This window comes from Flavobacterium tibetense (assembly GCF_003293845.1).
Lineage (GTDB): Bacteria > Bacteroidota > Bacteroidia > Flavobacteriales > Flavobacteriaceae > Flavobacterium > Flavobacterium tibetense.
The window spans coordinates 82,435-99,281 of record NZ_QLST01000004.1; the positions used below are offsets into that span (position 1 = coordinate 82,435).

The 16,847-nt window shown below is 33.8% G+C and carries 19 protein-coding genes; 5 read left to right on the plus strand and 14 right to left on the minus strand.

The genetic code is table 11. The features are described 5' to 3' along the window. Positions 1-17 precede the first annotated feature (17 nt). The 4 genes from DPN68_RS04365 to DPN68_RS04380 all read right to left on the minus strand — a co-directional run bounded on the left by DPN68_RS04365 (position 18) and on the right by DPN68_RS04380 (position 2,688). Positions 18-365: a hypothetical protein gene (locus tag DPN68_RS04365; RefSeq protein ID WP_113988432.1), complete on the minus strand. Its 348-nt coding sequence runs from the start codon at positions 363-365 to the stop codon at positions 18-20. A gap of 392 nt (positions 366-757) precedes the next feature. Continuing rightward, positions 758-1,165, minus strand: a complete 408-nt coding sequence (locus DPN68_RS04370) for a hypothetical protein (RefSeq protein ID WP_113988433.1) — start codon at positions 1,163-1,165, stop codon at positions 758-760. Positions 1,166-1,236: 71 nt separating this feature from the next. Beyond that, positions 1,237-2,256, minus strand: a complete 1,020-nt coding sequence (gene pheS, locus DPN68_RS04375; protein WP_113988434.1) for a phenylalanine--tRNA ligase subunit alpha — start codon at positions 2,254-2,256, stop codon at positions 1,237-1,239. A 75-nt stretch (positions 2,257-2,331) separates the two neighbouring features. Continuing rightward, positions 2,332-2,688, minus strand: a complete 357-nt coding sequence (locus tag DPN68_RS04380; protein WP_113988435.1) for a hypothetical protein — start codon at positions 2,686-2,688, stop codon at positions 2,332-2,334. 140 nt (positions 2,689-2,828) lie between these two features. Here DPN68_RS04380 and DPN68_RS04385 point away from each other — a divergent pair, with 140 nt between their 5' ends. Beyond that, the gene (locus tag DPN68_RS04385; protein WP_113988436.1) at positions 2,829-3,338 is read left to right on the plus strand and encodes a CvpA family protein; all 510 of its coding nucleotides are present in this window, start codon (positions 2,829-2,831) and stop codon (positions 3,336-3,338) included. Positions 3,339-3,504: 166 nt separating this feature from the next. On the opposite strand, the gene DPN68_RS04390 is transcribed toward DPN68_RS04385, so the two are convergent. Together DPN68_RS04390 and DPN68_RS04395 are read right to left on the minus strand one after the other, a co-directional pair. After that, entirely contained in the window at positions 3,505-4,026 is a 522-nt protein-coding gene (locus tag DPN68_RS04390) for a hypothetical protein (RefSeq protein ID WP_113988437.1), read from the minus strand. Further along, the gene (locus tag DPN68_RS04395) at positions 4,019-4,603 is read right to left on the minus strand and encodes a Panacea domain-containing protein (RefSeq protein ID WP_113988438.1); all 585 of its coding nucleotides are present in this window, start codon (positions 4,601-4,603) and stop codon (positions 4,019-4,021) included. Before DPN68_RS04395 ends, DPN68_RS04390 begins: the two co-directional genes overlap by 8 nt. Positions 4,604-4,635: 32 nt before the next feature. Here DPN68_RS04395 and DPN68_RS04400 point away from each other — a divergent pair, with 32 nt between their 5' ends. Beyond that, positions 4,636-4,869, plus strand: a complete 234-nt coding sequence (locus tag DPN68_RS04400) for a hypothetical protein (protein ID WP_113988439.1) — start codon at positions 4,636-4,638, stop codon at positions 4,867-4,869. A gap of 299 nt (positions 4,870-5,168) precedes the next feature. On the opposite strand, the gene DPN68_RS04405 is transcribed toward DPN68_RS04400, so the two are convergent. From DPN68_RS04405 to DPN68_RS04440, 8 genes are all read right to left on the minus strand, one after another. After that, a complete protein-coding gene (locus DPN68_RS04405) occupies positions 5,169-5,936 on the minus strand; it encodes a tetratricopeptide repeat protein (RefSeq protein ID WP_113988440.1) in 768 nt (255 codons plus the stop codon). 18 nt (positions 5,937-5,954) lie between these two features. Further along, the gene (locus DPN68_RS04410) at positions 5,955-7,706 is read right to left on the minus strand and encodes a BatD family protein (protein WP_113988441.1); all 1,752 of its coding nucleotides are present in this window, start codon (positions 7,704-7,706) and stop codon (positions 5,955-5,957) included. A 7-nt stretch (positions 7,707-7,713) separates the two neighbouring features. Next, a complete protein-coding gene (locus DPN68_RS04415; RefSeq protein WP_113988522.1) occupies positions 7,714-8,502 on the minus strand; it encodes a tetratricopeptide repeat protein in 789 nt (262 codons plus the stop codon). A 1-nt stretch (position 8,503) separates the two neighbouring features. Then, positions 8,504-9,541 (minus strand): VWA domain-containing protein, encoded by a 1,038-nt coding sequence (locus DPN68_RS04420; protein ID WP_113988442.1) that lies wholly within the window; start codon positions 9,539-9,541, stop codon positions 8,504-8,506. Between the two features lie 5 nt (positions 9,542-9,546). Further along, complete coding sequence (locus DPN68_RS04425; RefSeq protein WP_113988443.1) at positions 9,547-10,548, minus strand: vWA domain-containing protein; 1,002 nt, start codon at positions 10,546-10,548, stop codon at positions 9,547-9,549. Beyond that, positions 10,548-12,194 carry a PH domain-containing protein gene (locus DPN68_RS04430; protein WP_133256566.1) on the minus strand — a complete coding sequence of 549 codons (1,647 nt, stop codon included), beginning with the start codon at positions 12,192-12,194 and terminating at the stop codon, positions 10,548-10,550. The genes DPN68_RS04425 and DPN68_RS04430 overlap by 1 nt, the downstream gene beginning before the upstream one ends. Positions 12,195-12,256: 62 nt before the next feature. Further along, a complete protein-coding gene (locus DPN68_RS04435; protein ID WP_113988445.1) occupies positions 12,257-13,123 on the minus strand; it encodes a DUF58 domain-containing protein in 867 nt (288 codons plus the stop codon). Positions 13,124-13,207: 84 nt separating this feature from the next. Continuing rightward, the gene (locus DPN68_RS04440; protein WP_113988446.1) at positions 13,208-14,212 is read right to left on the minus strand and encodes an AAA family ATPase; all 1,005 of its coding nucleotides are present in this window, start codon (positions 14,210-14,212) and stop codon (positions 13,208-13,210) included. A gap of 226 nt (positions 14,213-14,438) precedes the next feature. On the opposite strand from DPN68_RS04440, the gene DPN68_RS04445 reads away from it, so the two are divergent. The 3 genes from DPN68_RS04445 to DPN68_RS04455 are packed head-to-tail and all read left to right on the plus strand — an operon-like array spanning position 14,439 to position 16,846. Continuing rightward, positions 14,439-15,584, plus strand: a complete 1,146-nt coding sequence (locus DPN68_RS04445; protein ID WP_113988447.1) for an ATP-binding protein — start codon at positions 14,439-14,441, stop codon at positions 15,582-15,584. Further along, positions 15,571-16,308 carry a metallophosphoesterase gene (locus tag DPN68_RS04450; protein ID WP_113988448.1) on the plus strand — a complete coding sequence of 246 codons (738 nt, stop codon included), beginning with the start codon at positions 15,571-15,573 and terminating at the stop codon, positions 16,306-16,308. Before DPN68_RS04445 ends, DPN68_RS04450 begins: the two co-directional genes overlap by 14 nt. A 43-nt stretch (positions 16,309-16,351) precedes the next feature. Then, entirely contained in the window at positions 16,352-16,846 is a 495-nt protein-coding gene (locus DPN68_RS04455; protein ID WP_113988449.1) for a DUF6646 family protein, read from the plus strand. The last annotated feature ends 1 nt before the right edge of the window (position 16,847 follow it).

Sequence of the window (16,847 nt, forward strand, 5' to 3'; positions counted from 1 at the left end):
GTTGTGTTGAAGTTGTGTTATGTTTTTAATTTTTTCTTTTTCAATAATTTATCATCAAAAAAGTATTCTATTTTTTTCGAGTTAATTTTAATTTTAATCAGATTGCAATTTTTATACAATTTAAACTTTACTGGCGAACCCATAAATCTCAATTCAAAAATGGAATCTGAATAAATTTTATCAAAATTCAAAATTGCTTTTCCATTAAAATCAGTAATAAATGTTGAATTATTACCTTTAATGTAAACTGATGCTCCAGCTAAAGGTTCGTTCATAATGTAAACTTCTATGTTAACAGAACGCTCTTCAGATTGACTAAATCCAAATTGGGAAATCAAGAGTAAAAAGAAAAGGATTTTCTTCATTTTAAACTTTTTGAAAGCATAAAATTGAGAAAAAAATATGAAGTAAACAATCTTACTTATTAAAACGAGACAGAAATATGATTTTTAGGGAAGAAAACGGTTTTAGTTTTTAGAAATTTACCACATAGAAACATAGAATTTTTCTTTTGTAGGCGTTTCACTTTTTTGAGGTTGCATAGATTGTGTAGAAATTTAAACATATAAGTCATATAAGAAAGTATAAGAAGCTCTTTGTCTTTAAAAGTTCATATAAGTTTTTCTATGTTGACTATGTAAAGTGAAACAACTCAACATTTATAAAGTTAATCTATGTTTCTATGTGGTGAAAGAAAAAACCACAGATTCATAGATTAATAATTAAATCTGCGAATCTGCGGTAAGTTTTTTAAAATCTAATTCGCGAAAACGCCTTTTTTATTGATTATTGGTAAATCGGCTGTAGCTTTTTCGTTGATGGAATTGGTTCTGAAAACAAAGGTTTTATCGTATAATTGTCCGTTTGAAAAATACGACAACATAAATTCGTTATTCAATTGTAAGACGTTGTTTTCTAACAATTCTACTTTAACGGCAGTTCTTGGTTCTACTTTGGCAAACGCATGACGGAAAGTTCCTGTTTTGCGTTCTTCGCCATTGATTAAACCGTAAGCGCGTGAAACTACCATAGCCATTTCCAGCAAATCATCGGTATCGTTTATCAAGTAAGCATACCAAGAATTCTCCATGAAATCGTCGTTCCATTCTTGAAAAGCTACAATGTGAACGCCTTCTACTTTTGGGATGATAATGTCTTTTTTCATTTTGCCGCGAAGCCACAAAGGCTCAAAGTTTTTATTTTCTTTATAACAATTCCTTTTTGCGTCGGAATTGATTATATACTCGATTTGAATTGCTCTAAGAAACGCACATCGTTTTCATAGAACATACGGATATCGCCAATTTGGTACAACAACATGGCAATACGTTCAACTCCCATTCCGAAAGCGAAACCTGTGTGCTCGTCTGGATTGATGCCGCAGTTTTTCAATACGTTAGGGTCAACCATTCCGCAACCTCCGATTTCTAACCAACCGGTTCCTTTGGTAATTCGGTAATCGGTTTCGGTTTTTAAGCCCCAATAAATATCAATTTCAGCACTTGGTTCTGTAAATGGAAAATACGACGGACGTAAACGGATTTTCGATTTTCCGAACATTTCTTTGGTGAAATACAATAAAGTTTGTTTTAAATCGGCAAACGAAACGTCTTTGTCAATATACAATCCTTCTACTTGATGGAAAATACAATGCGAACGCGCCGAAACCGCTTCATTACGAAAAACTCTTCCTGGAGAAATCGTACGAATTGGCGGTTTGTTGTTTTCCATGTAACGCACTTGAACCGATGACGTATGCGTACGCAACAAAACATCAGGATTGGTTTGAATGAAAAACGTATCCTGCATATCTCGTGCTGGATGGTATTCTGGTAAGTTTAATGCGGTGAAATTGTGCCAATCGTCTTCGATTTCTGGACCTTCGGACACGTTGAAACCAATGGTTGAAAAAATATCTATCATTTGATTTTTTACAATCGAAATGGGATGACGTGAACCCATGTTCATCGGTTCGCCTGGACGCGACAAATCGCCGTAGATGCCAACAGCACTTTCTTTGCTTTCTAAAGCGTCTTGAATGCTTTTTACTTTTTCTTCAGCAACCGTTTTTAATTGGTTGATTACTTGTCCGAATTCTTTCTTTTGTTCGTTGGGAACATTTTTAAATTCGGCAAAAAGTTCTTTTAATAAACCTTTGCTTCCCAAATATTGAATTCGGAAGTTTTCTAAGGTTTCTTTATTATCGGTTGTAAAAGATTCTGCTTCAACAATGTATTCTTTTATCTTTTCTATCATCGCTCGATTTTGTAAGGATGCAAATTTATGGATTTTTTTTGGAGAGACAAGTCGGTGACTTATCTGTACTATAAATTAATCTATTAATTCTTTTTCTAAGAAGTAATTCACAATGGCTTCTTTCATTAGAATAGTTTGTTCGCCGGCTTTTAGTGGTGGCAATTCTTCTTTTGCTTTGTAATGCGGCCAACCGTCGTTATCGAAATATTCAAATTCGTAGTAACCATAAGGTTCTAATAAGCGACAAATAGCAATATGCATCAAATTGACTTTCTCGTCTTTTTTGAACGATTCGTGAATTTTTCCTAATTCTTGAATGCCAATTAAGTAAATAATGCCATCCAAATCTAAGTCTTCGCCACCGGCAAATTTCTCAGATAATATAGTGATTACGTTTTCCCAACGTAGTTTTAATTGTTCGTCTCTTGACATAATAAGAAGTTAGAAGTCAGAAATTAGAAGTTAGAATGCTTCTTGTTCTCCAACAAATTTTTTGCAAAGATACTACAGAATGCTACTTTCGACAATTCTTTTATCTTTGTTCTTTGGTCAATTTTTAAAAAAATTATTTGATGGATCTTGTTTTTGCGGTTTTGTTGTGCTTAGCGTTGTATAAAGGGTTGAAAAACGGACTTTTCGTTGAGGTTGCTTCGTTGGTTGCGCTTATTGTTGGGATATTTTTGGCATTGAAGTTTTCCTTTTTGGTTCAAGGATTTTTGGAAACTAAAGTGAGTTGGGAACCCAAATACATTCAAATCGTAGCGTTTGGATTGACGTTTCTATTAGTTGTCATTGGTATTCATCTTTCGGCAAAACTATTGACTAAAATGGCTGATTTTGCGCAATTGGGTTGGATGAATAAATTGGCAGGCGCTTTTTTTAGTGTGTTGAAAACGATTTTGGTATTAAGTATTGTGATTTTATTTTTTGAGAAAATCAATGTAAACAACACCATAGTTGAACAAGAGACTTTAGATAACTCTGTTTTTTACAACCCAATTAAAGAAGTTGCCGCTTTTATTTACCCGCAAATTGAAACGATTTATGAAAGTTTGAAGGAAACGGTGGAGGGTGAAGGTTAGTTTACTTTTCTTTTAAAAAAGAATAAGTTTTGTTAACGTTTTGTGGCTTTGCGAGGTGGTGTAATCTCGTATAGCCTTTCTTAATTACTGTTTTTTTACTTCACGCCCGAAGTTTAAATTTATAACTGTTGTAGCCATCTTGCAAAACCGCTGTTACAGGATGTTGTTATAATTTCGGCTTAGTTGCGTCGAATATTTTATGAAAAGGGTCATAAAACAGTATGTAGATGACATTAGCATTTCCTAAAAATCCAAAAACCCTTGGAGCTCTGTTAGTTTTTTTATTAGTATATAAAAGTATTTCTATAAATGCAGGTGTTTGTTCAGCCTTAAAACCACTAACATCATAAACATTTTTCAAGACTTCTCTAAAGTTTTTATTCAATGAAACAACTTTAAAATTAAACGTATCTTGTTTTACTGTGTCAAATCTTGTTGAACATATACTTTTTACCTTATCAAAGTAAATTTGATAATCAGTTCTATTATCATGAAATTCACTATGTTTTTCATAAAAATTTTCACTATTAAAAGAAAACTCTGAATCATCGTTTAATAGATAGTCATAAGAAATGAAAAGTGAAGATTTTTCAATTACAGGGAGTATTTCATCACCGTGTTTTACTTTTAAATCTATACCATCAAATTCTGTTAAGTCCTTTATTTGTTGGTGTATTTCGTCAAGCATTTGATTTTTCCGCTATTCTTCTATTATAGTATTCAAAAATACTGTTTTCTGAAATTTTTCTCTCAGACCTTTCGATTGGAGACAATCCTTGTCTTGCTTCATTCCAAGGTTCTTCGCTGTGAGTCATCAAAACAAGTCTTTCGTCACTTAATGTACCATAAGCATCTAAAACTGCAAAAATTAATTTATGCTTATCTTCTGATAAATTTAGACTTTTTAATTTTTCAGATAATTTTTGTGACAAGATTTCCTCATCTAAACTATTTGGAAAATTCTCATTTCTGAAGAAACTTGCTTTATATTTATCATATATAGGTCTATATACAGGACCGTTTACCCAAGCTTCAGGCATAGTTTCAAAAAGTATGTCCTTTTCAAATTTTGTGATATGCCAAGACTGAATGTAGTAAAGTAATTTTTGTAGTTTCAATGGATTTATACTTACCCCTTTATTTTGGCAATATAGTATAACAAAGTCAGACATCTTATTTAACAAAGTTTCCATTTTAGTTCTATTTTTATGCAAAGTTACTAAAAATAAGACAATTAATAAAATTGCTATGATTAGGTATTCCATTCTTTTATTATATTTGGTAAAATTATTTTATTATGGCTGAAATTGAACAAAAATTTAAAGTGGGAGATATAGTAGTTCATAAAACTACAGATAAATTTAAAATGTCAATTATTGATAATTGTCCTCCAAAAAACCCAACTATTAAACAAGTTGCTGATAGATATAAAGACCCAAGTATTTATAGATGTAAATATTATAATGAAAATACTAATAAATGGGATGAAGTTTGTTTCCAAGAAACTGAATTAAAACTATTCACCGAATAAACTATTAGTCAGTTTGGTTAAGATTTCTAAATGCTCTTTTGGAGATAATTCTACTTTAGTGTCTACTATTACGTGAGATAGTTTTGTAATTATTTCAGATATTGTCATTTTTAGATTGTTTTTTTAACGCACAGTTTTGGTACAATATCCTGTAACTTGTTTATATACGATACATTTACTCGCCAATACTCCCCAAATCGGATGTATTAGTGCTACTTAGTTACGTTTATCAAATAATCAAATATTTCTTAAAAACCTCAAAACAATCCACTGAACACTAAAACCTGCTCACTGAAGACTTACTTCAACTCCTTAATCGCTTCTTTTTCAATCCAGCCTTGGGTTTTGTCGGTGAGTTGGATTTGTTGCCAGTTGGCTACGGTTTCTAGCACGAAAACTTTGGTGCCTTCGTGAAGTTCAAATGCGGTTTCGGCATTGGTTCTGGGTTCGGTTTTTACGGCAACTTCTTCTGCAAATACAATCGCAGGACGAATTTTAGCTTCCATTTCTTTTTGGATAATTGCAGCTAAAACAGCAACAAATAATACTATCAAAAACGCAAACATACCAATGAAAAAACTACGCTTCAATAAAGTGGTTTGTCCGAAATAGTAAATAATAAAACTCAATAAAAAACCAAAACCACCAAAAATCGCTATCCAAGCCCAAGTATCCACCGAAGCCATTTTGGTGAAAGAAAACACCATTTGCCCAAATCCAATTTCTGGAATTTCTTTTATGTCATCAATGGCTCTTTTTTGCGCAAAAGATAAATTGGTTTGAATAGCTTCGTCATTGGGATTGAGTAATAACGCTTTTTCGAAATAGTAAATCGCAGGGGCAATTTTGCCTAATTTGTAGTAACAATTTCCAATGTTGAAGTATAAATCTGAAGATTCGCGTTCAAAATTGGTCACCAAAGATTCATAACCTTCAACAGCAGCAGCATAATCGCCATTGCGATACTTTTCATTTGCTAATTCGAAAATGTCATTAACATTCGGCGCAGGTTCATCTGCCCAAACGAATGAGGAAAAAAGAAGGAAAAAATATACTATAAATTTCATTTTGTTCTTTGTTTCGAATTAAACAATTTGTTTTTCAAGTTCTGAAATCACTTCAACGGCTTTGTTATAATCTTGTTGCATGGCTACTTCTGATGATGGCGTGTAGCGCGCAAATTCGCAATCGTTCATTAAGGAAATAAATTGCCCAACCGTAGCTTCCGTAGCTTTTTTGTTCAACAACAATTCTTGAATATTTTCTTTACTCATTTCGGAAGTTTCAATGTGTAATTTGGCTTTCAAGAAATTGTGTAACGCTTTTTCCATTGCCAAATAAAACGGTACTTTGTTGCCCATTTGTTTTTTCGCATCGGCTAAGAATTTCTTCGCTAATTTGGTATTTCTTCTCACGCGGTTTCCAAATTCATCAGCATCTCTGGCTTCTTTTTTCTTTCTTGCCAAAATAATGATGGGTAACAACAAGAATGGCGCGACTAATAATCCGTAGAACAAATTGGAACCAAAAAATGGCGTTTTGTTTATTGGCGTTAAATACGAAGTCAGCTTAATGTATTGGAAAGTATCGTTTTTAACTACTGGTTTTTTGTTGTCATTTTGATTGGAACCAGCTACTGCATTTCCTTCCAAAACCGTAATTTCAATTGGTTCAGAAGTAATGGTTTTGTATGAATTGGAACTCAAATCAAAATAGGCAAATGTTTGTGGTTTGATGGTATACTTTCCTTTGAATTGCGGAATAATGGTATAGGTATCTGAAATTTTTCCAGTCATTCCCGTTAATGGCGTATTGACTTCTTCTTTGTGCTGCGGATCAAAAACTTCAAATGCATTTGGAAATTCTGGTTTTGGTAATTGGAATAACTTCAAATTGCCATTTCCTGATGCGGTTACTACTAAATCCAAAGATTCGCCTGCTTTTAATTGCGTTTTAGAAGCTTTCACACTGAAATCGAAAGTACCAACGGCTCCAGTAAAACTCTCTGGCTTGCCTTTTTCTGGTAATGGTTTTACATTGATGGATTTGGCTCCAGCTGAAACGGTTTTTTGAGTTGTGGAATAACTAGTAGTTTCCATGAAACCGATTCGTTTTCTTGTAGGAACATCTACATCTAAATGAATAGAAAGTGGTTCCAATGGCTTATTTCCCGCTTCTAAAGGATATAAAATTACTTTTCGCCAAACCACCATCGCATAATCTTGTCCGTTATAAGTTCCAGCAACGGCTTCTAATTTTTTAATATCAATATGCTGACTCCAAAAACCATTATATTTTGGATTAGCCACTTCTCGCACATTTCTAACAATGAATCTTGGATCGAAATACAATTTGTAAACTACAGTTAAAGGTTCGTTCATATACGGATTTCCTTTGGAAACTTCGGCTACCAAATGAATGCCTTCACCAGCTTTATAATCTGGACTATTTGGGTCTTTTGGTTGTTGAATGGCATCGGTTACTGTAATTTTTATTGGCGTTGTTTTGTAAATTTCGTTATTAAATTCAATGCTCGCCGATTTAATGGTAAACGTTCCTTTTCTAGTAGGTTGTAAAATATAAGTAAAACTTCTATTGAATGATTTTACTCCATTTACCCAAGAATAACTCGTAGACTGAAACGGACCACCCACCAAACGGAAACCTTCAAAATCAGGCGGCGAAAAGTGATCACCATCTTGGTTGATAGCAAAACTTACTTGTAAATTTTCGTTTAATCCCAACGAGTTTTTACTCACTTTTGCTTCAAACTTAACATCTTGAGCGGCTAAAAGTGTGTGCAGAAAAATGGTAAATAACAGTACTAGCTTTTTCATTTTCAAATTACCAATCTTTATCGTTTGTTTTGGGTTGTGCTTTTACTTTTTTGGCGTTTATTTTGTCTTGAATGTTCTTTTCCGCATTGTTTACAGCGTCTAAGATACTTTCAATTTGTTGTTTGTTGGCTCCAGAAGGTTTTGGATTCTGACTTTGTTTGTCGTCTTTGTTGTCCTCGTTTTTATCTTCTTTGTTGTCGCCTTGGTTTTTGTTATCGTCTTTATCGCCTTGATCAGAATCTTTTTTGTCTTTGTCTTTTCCGTTGTCTTTTTTGTCCTTTTTATCGTCCTGATTGTCTTGGTTTTGATTCTGATTTTGGTCTTTATCTTTGTCCTTATCCTTGTTGTCTTGATTGTTTTTTGGCGGATTTTCTTTTAATTTTTGCTTTGCCAATGCATAATTGTAACGCGTTTCCTCATCATATGGATTGTTTCGTAATGCATTTTTGTAAGCATCAACAGCCGCTTGATAATTTTCTTCCAACATAAAGGTGTTGCCCAAATTGTGATAGGCTTTGTGCTTTTCTTCTTTGGTTTTAGCGCTTTCTATAGCATTAAAAAATTTGAATTTGGCTTCACCTGGTTGATTTTGGCGGTAAATACTAGTTCCCAAATTGTAATTAGCAACCGCTCTTTTTTCTTCATTTTTAGATTGAGAAACACGAAAATTAGCTTCCGAATTAATGTAATTTTTACTGCCAAATTCTTGCGTGCCTTCATACAAGTTTTTGTCTTTCTTTTGGGCGGAAAGAAAGGACGAAATTCCAAGTAATGCTATCAATATAATCCTCTTCATCTTACTTTTTCTCATTAAATAAATTCAACTTTTGTAACCAAGCCGTTTTGCGTTCTAAAAAGAAAACATCTAATAATAACAACAAAAAGGCAAAACCTATAAACCATTGGTATTGCGTTTGGTATTCGGCTATTTGTTGGGTTTCAAATTCTGTTTTTTCTATGTTATCTAAAGCGTTTTTGATTTGTTCAAGTACGACTTTAGTTGAAGTTCCATCAATATAACCTGCTTTTGTGCTTTCTGCGATTTCGGTTAACAAACTTGGATTTAATTTGGTAATAACGGTTTCACCGTTGCTGTCTTTTTTATAACCTGCAATTACGTTGTTATCGGCTTTGATTGGTATTGGTCCACCTTTTTCGGTTCCAACGCCAATAGTGATGATTTTTATACCTTTTTCAATCGCTAAATTAATCGCTTCCGATTGTCCTTCGCTATGATCTTCGCCATCAGAAACCAAAATAATTAGCTTACTGGTATCAACCGCATCGAAATATTTGGTTGCCAAATTCACTGCATCATTCAAAGCCGTTCCTTGCGATGAAACCATATTGGTATTCATATTTTGCAAGTACATTTTGGCAATACTATAATCTGTCGTCATCGGTAAAACGGGATAAGCGCTTCCGGCATAACCTACTATTCCAATTCTATCGTTTCCTAAATTGTTGATGATTTGGGAAATAATTTGTTTGGACTTATCCAATCGGTTAGGAGCAACATCTTCTGCTAGCATACTTTTTGAAATATCAAGCGCAAACACGATATCAATTCCTTGACGTTTTACGGTTTCCATTTTGGTACCAATTTTTGGGTTGACCAAAGCAAAAATCAAAGCAATCAAAGCCAAAAGTAAGGTACCAAACTTCAAAACAGGCTTAAAAACCGATTTTTCTGGACTCAATTTTTGTACCAATGCTAAATCGCCAAATTCTTTTTGTTTTTTCTTTTTCCAAAGCATTTGGACAAGAAAAAGCGCTACTAAAATGGGAATTAGTAGTAGTAAATACAAATATTTTGGTTCTTCTAATAGATACATAGCTTTTAAATAAAACTTCTAAATACGGTGTTTTTCAATAGCATTTCGATAGCTAAAAGCAACATCGCCAATAATACTAACGGTTTGAATTTTTCGTCGTAATTGAAATATTTTTGTTCTTCGATTTCAGTGGTTTCTAATTGGTTGATTTCTTCGTAGATTTCTTCCAATTTCTTATTACTTGTGGCTCTAAAATATTTACCATTGGTAGTTTTCGCAATTTCTCGCATCAATTTTTCATCGATTTCCACTGGCATATTTTGGTATACAAATTCGCCATTCTTTTTTCCAATTGGAAACGGCGCTACACCATTTGTTCCAATACCAATGGTATACACTTTGATGCCGTATTGTTCCGCAATATCAGAAGCCATTCTTGGGTCGATAGTTCCTGAATTATTCACACCATCGGTTAACAAAATAATGATTCTGCTTTTGGCTTTACTATCGCGTAAACGGTTAATTGCTGTTGCCAAACCAACGCCAATTGCTGTTCCATCAGCAATTATAGTATCGTCGTATTCTATGGTTTTTAACGATTGCAAAACCACGGTTTTATCTGAAGTTACTGGTGTTCGTGTATAACTTTCACCTGCATAAACTACCAATCCAATTCGGTCGTTGATTCTATCTTCTACAAAAGTGGCGGCTACGCGTTTTAATGCTTCTAATCGGTTAGGTTTTAAATCTTTGGCTAGCATACTTCCTGAAACGTCGATTGCCATTACAATATCGATACCTTTGGTAACTCTTGATTTGGCAGAAACATCAACCGTTCTTGGTCGGGCTAATGCAACAATGATGCTACTCAAAGCCAATAAGCGCAACACAAAAAGTAATGGTTTCAATTTTGCTACCAATGAAGTTTGATTGCCGAAAGGCGTTAGCGAACTCATTTTCAACGTTGGCGATTGCTCTTTACGTTTGTAAAAATACCAGCCAATGGCTAGTGGCAAAGCCAAAAACAACCAAAAAAACTCGGGATGAAGAAAACTTATATTTGTCATCATTGTGCGGCTTTTTTAAGTTCAACAGATGCCAAAACCCGATCCATTACTTCACGAGCAAATTTGTCGTCTTCTCTATAAATCAAGAACAATTCTTGTGCGCCTGAAGGTTGTGCGAAAACTAAAATTTCGTAACCCATTTGAATTTGTTCGTTCTTCAACGGATTCAAAGCGGTGAATGTTCCGTAAGCTCTTTTTCCAGTTAAGCCTTTTGGGTCTTCGTAATCATCTACTTTTACAGTGATGTTTTGAGCGCCCATTGCTTGAAGTTGTTTTAAATCAGATTCCAAAGTCATTTCTAAATCAATAGAAGTCGTGTCTTTCAGTGCTGTTGTTTTTAAAACAATAGAAAAATTATCCAAAACACTTCCATAAGCAAACATACTTGCCGATTTGATATTGGGTGGCAAATTGTTTTGTATGCGTTCGTCAATGACGCGTTTCAATACTTTTGGAGTTGCAATAGAAATTGCTGGATCACCGTAATCAGAAGTAATCCATTCTTCTTTCAATAGCGATTCTGCGGTATGACCTAGCCAATTTTCTCTTACGTAATCAACACCTTTGGTAACGCCAAAGAAAACACCAACTAATAAAAGAATAAATCCAACAGCCGAAGCCGGAATTAAAATGCGTTGTAGTTTTTGTTTTTTCTCTTTTTTGCGTTTCATTTCTTCGGCGAAAAGATTTTCGGTTTCTTCTTCGCTTCTTGGAATGGCTTTATCTAAGGAAATCAAGAAGGTATCAATGCTTTTTTTGTCGTTTTGAATTTCGAAATCCAGTGGTTTCGATTTGGCAAATTTTACTAAATCGGCATTGGATAATACTTTTTTGAAATTTTCTAAATCAGAATTACTTAATTTGATTTTTTTCTGACGAATGGCTATTTTCATCGCGTCATACAATTCGTTAGAAGTACTTTCCATTGCCGGAACTTCAGTGGCTTCTTCTATGTAATTTCTAGCAATATCGGTTAATTCAGAATAGTAGGTTTTGGTTTCTCCTTTTTGCCAAAGTTCTTTTTTCTCTAAATTTTGTAACTGCATTAATGCTTTTTCGATAGGCGATGCAAATAGAATGGCTTCGGCTTCGTTCTTTTTGGTTTGGCGCTTTTTGATAAAATAATACAACCCAAAACCTAAAGCGATTAATCCAAGTAAAAACAAAATCAAGTACAACCACCACCAATCCATGGGTTTCTCAGCTTCAATTATAGACTTGATGTCATACATTTGTTGCTTTAAAGTATCCACAATTACTGGATTTACTACAACAGCAAACGAATCGGTTTTAACGGATTGGTTGTTGATTAAGACTACTAATTTTGGAATTACATAACGACCTGAATCGAATTGGGTTAAGCCGTATTTTTTGATTAACTCTAATTTATCTTCTTTTGCGATGGTATCAATTGGATAGGATTCTAAAACTTCTAATTGACCAAAAAACGGACCGTCAGGGAAAACTACTTTGTCTTTTTTAGAAACATTGGCTTTTATGGTCAAATGAAATTGCGAACCAATTTTAATAGCCGTTGAATCTACAGAAGACGTTATCGATTGGGAAAAAGAAATGCTCGAAAACAGGAAAAAAACAAAAAATGTTTTCATCCAATTGCTATAAATATTTCTTTTACTAGTGTTCATTTCTTCTTAATTAATTTGAAGTTGATTGAATTGTCTAATTTCTAACTTCTATATTCTTAATCTTAATTTCTCGCTTTAAAATACCCCAAAAGTTTGGTTACATAACTTTCATCTACTCTCGAACTCAAACTTCCTGCACCTGATTTTGAAAAGGTTTCGGTGAAATATTTCACGTTTTCGTGATAGAATTTTTCGTATTCCAATCGTGTTTTTTTGGAAGTAGTATCCACCAAAAGGGTTTGACCTGTTTCTGCATCTAGCATGTTTACCAAACCAATATTTGGCAATGAAGCTTCACGTGGATCAAATACACGAATTCCTGTAACATCGTGTTTTTTAGCCGCAATTTTTAACGTATGTTCGTAGTTGGAAGTCATAAAATCCGAAATCAAAAACACGATAGCTTTTTTCTTCATTACGCTAGAAAGAAATTTCAAAGCTTGTGCCAAATCGGTTTTTTTGCTTTTGGGTTGAAATTCAATCAACTCACGAATAATTCGCAACACGTGCGATTTTCCTTTTTTCGGTGGAATATACAATTCGATAGCATCTGAAAATAGAATCAATCCAACTTTATCATTATTTTGGGTGGAAGAAAACGCTAAAGTGGCGGCAATTTCGGTAACCACTTCACTTTTCAGTTGGTTTTTTGTTCCAAAACTTTCCGAACCTGAAATATCTACCATTAACATCATGGTGAGTTCGCGCTCTTCTTCGAATACTTTTACGTAAGGTTCGTTGTAGCGTGCGGTTACATTCCAATCAATCGCACGAATATCGTCTCCGTATTGGTATTGGCGTACTTCAGAAAACGTCATTCCGCGACCTTTAAAAGACGTATGGTATTCGCCCGAAAAGATATGATCACTCAATCTTCGGGTTTTGATTTCTATTTTACGAACTTTTTTTAGTATTTCTTTGGTATCCATTTTTATTAGTTGGCAGTCGCAGTTGGCAGTCGCAGTGATTTTACAGAGTCAACTGCTAACTGAGACTGAATACTGTTAACTAAATTAAGGCACTTCTACTTCGTTTACAATTTTGTTGATGATGTCAACAGATGTTACATTCTCGGCTTCGGCTTCATAAGTTATTCCAATTCTGTGACGCAATACATCGTGAACAACAGCACGAACATCTTCTGGAATTACATAACCTCTACGTTTGATGAAAGCATAACATTTAGCAGCAGTTGCCAAGTTGATACTTCCACGAGGCGATGCACCAAAACTGATTAACGGTTTAAGACTTTCTAATTTGTATTTTTCTGGATAACGCGTAGCGAAAATAATATCTAAAATGTATTTTTCAATTTTTTCATCCATATACACTTCACGAACGGCTTCTTGCGCTCTCAAAATTTGCTCTACCGAAACCACTGCGTTTACTTTTTCATGTTTTCCTGCTAAATTTTGACGAATAACCATTCTTTCGTCTTCCATTTTTGGATAATCAATAACGGTTTTTAGCATAAAACGATCGACCTGCGCTTCTGGTAACGGATACGTTCCTTCTTGTTCTACAGGGTTTTGCGTTGCCATTACTAAGAAAGGTTTGTCCAATTTAAAGGTTTCATCTCCAATAGTAACTTGCTTTTCCTGCATTGCTTCAAGTAAAGCCGATTGTACTTTGGCTGGCGCACGGTTAATTTCATCGGCAAGTACGAAATTAGCGAAAATTGGTCCTTTCTTTATCGAGAAGTCATTGGCTTTGATGTTGTAAATCATGGTTCCTACTACATCTGCAGGAAGTAAATCAGGTGTGAATTGAATTCGGCTAAATGAACCGTGAACCGCCTGAGATAATGTATTAATAGCTAGGGTTTTAGCTAAACCAGGAACACCTTCTAATAAGATATGGCCTTGACCTAAAAGGCCGATTAGTAATCGTTCAATCATGTGTTTTTGACCAACAATTACTTTGTTCATTTCCATGGTTAAAAGATCAACAAAAGCGCTTTCTCTTTCAATCTTCTCATTAATTGCTCTAATGTCTAGTGTTGTTGTGGTTTCTTCCATTTTAGTATTTATTTGGGTCAAATTTTATAAAAATATTCAACTTTTCAAAATTGAAAATTTATTTAAGATTTCGGTGTTAATATAGCGTTAAAAAACGGCAAAAATAGTTGATTTTGGGACTTATTTATGATTTAGTTTTATACTTTTAAGAAAAAATTTGTAAAGACCTATTTTTTTAACGATATTCATAGTCAATTCATGTTGTTTTACACAATTGCGGTAAGTTATGATTAATAAACGCCTTCTTATTAAAAATCTATTAGCTCACAATGATGAGAACAGTTTTTATGATAAGAAGCGGCAATTGAATTTACATTCGAAAGAAGGAAAAGCAAAGTTTTTAAAACACATTTGTGCCCTTTCTAATTCCAATCCTGCTAATAATTCTTATATTGTAATTGGTGTAGAAGATGAAACGAATGAAATGGTTGGAGTAGACTTTTTTGATGATAGTCGCATTCAAAATTTAGTCAACGCTTTTTTGGAAAATCCACCAAAAATTCAATATGAAAACATTCCTTTTCCGCATTTACCAAAAGATAGGGTTATTGGATTGGTAACCATTCGTCCCAAAAGTAAAGTTTCATATTTCAAAAAAGGAATTCATACTACAACAGCAAATTCCTATTTTGTTAGACGCGGAAGTAATTCTATACCAACGGAAGATAAAATTCAATTTTCAAAAAGCAATATCGAAATTGTTATTAGTATCGAAAATAATTCGAGAAATAGCATTGAACACACGCTTGATGGTGTTTTAGATTTTATGCTAAACAAGCACAAAGATTTGAATGCCAAACATAAAGTTTTTAAAGAATTATTTGTGGTTTGTTGGGCTGGAATTAAGAAGAAAATCCGTGAAAAAACGTTTTATTCCAGAGTGGATATTGAATTGGTAAACGAACAAGTAAAATTGTTTTATTCTGCTATGGACGATGTTACCATTGACTTCACCGATAGCACTTTTGTAATAACTGAGTATATTCCATTGGGAATTAATGATAAAACTTCTTATTATCCTTTAGAACAGTTGACCATCACATTTTTTGACAACGGGTATTACAAAATGGAAACCGAAATGCTCTTTGAACCGCCACAATACAACCGAAAAATGTTGCATCATATTTATAATTCTAGCTTATCTTTGCTCAAGCGTTTGGAAAAACAAGGAATTAGCGGAATTTTGAATCAAAAAGAGATTGAAAATTTACCAGCCACTTTAATGATTTGTTATTTGAATGGTTTTCAGGAAGCCAAACAAAAATTAATTGATGCCAAACCGCATTTAAAACAATTGGAAAATCAAGAACCGTATGTAGCTTTTAAAGAAGCTATGCGCGTTTTAAGAAAAATGAAATATGACAAAGACTAAAACATTTGTAATTGGAGACATTCACGGCGGATTAAGAGCCTTACAACAAATTTTAACGAAAGCTCAAGTACAAATTGGAGATCAGTTGATTTTTTTAGGTGATTATGTGGACGGTTGGAGCGAATCGGCTGCCGTTATTGATTTTTTAATGGACTTACAAACTAAACAAAATTGTGTTTTCATTAGAGGAAATCATGATGAGTTGCTTTCGAAATATTTGAAAACCAATTCCTATCATGAAGAATGGTACAAACACGGTGGTGAATCTACTATTAAAGCCTATGCCAATGTGGATAAAGTTACCAAAAAGCGCCACATCAATTTTTTAGATAACGAATTGCAGAATTATTACATCGACAGTCAAAATAGACTATTTATTCATGCGGGTTTTACCAATGTAAAAGGTGTGGAATTCGAATATTTTGAAGCTATGTATTATTGGGATAGAACGTTGTGGGAAACCGCTTTGTCATTAAATCCCAATTTAAAAATAACGGATGATTTTTATCCCAATCGCTTCAAGTTGTATGATGAAATTTACATTGGTCATACACCAGTAACTCGAATTGGAGAAAAGGTTCCTATTCAAAAAGCTTGTATTTGGAATGTAGATACTGGAGCTGCTTTTCATGGGAAATTAACCCTAATGAACGTAGATACCAAAGAATACTTCCAAAGTGACGCCTTACCCGATTTGTATCCAGATGAAAACGGACGCAATTAATTCATAAATTGTATCTTTGCCTCATAAATTAAACATAAAAAAAATGAGAAATATAGTATTAGCCTTAGTAGTATTGTCAGGTTTTTTTGGTCAAGCGCAAGTTTTTAAAGGAAAAGGTGACACCAAATTTCAAGTAGGAGCCATTTTTCAAGAATATGCCAATGGAATTACCGCAACAACCGATTTTGGTTTAGGTAAAAACATGTCAGTTGGTTTTCAAGCTACTTATTTGTTAGGTGTAAAAGATTTAGTTTATAGTAGCCCAAAATTTGAAGACCGATTTGATATCAGAGGAAGATTTAGTGCGCATATTGCGGATATTTTTGATATAGAGGAAAAATTTGATTTTTATCCAGGACTAGATATTGGTGTTAGAAATTTTGGAGCACATGCAGGAATACGTTATTTTTTCACAGATGGAATTGGAGTCTATTCTGAAGTTCAATTTCCAATTGCTACTTATGAGAACGACCCGACAGGATATCAAAATTTTAATAACCAATTTAACTTCTCTGTTGGAGTAAGTTTTAATTTATAAG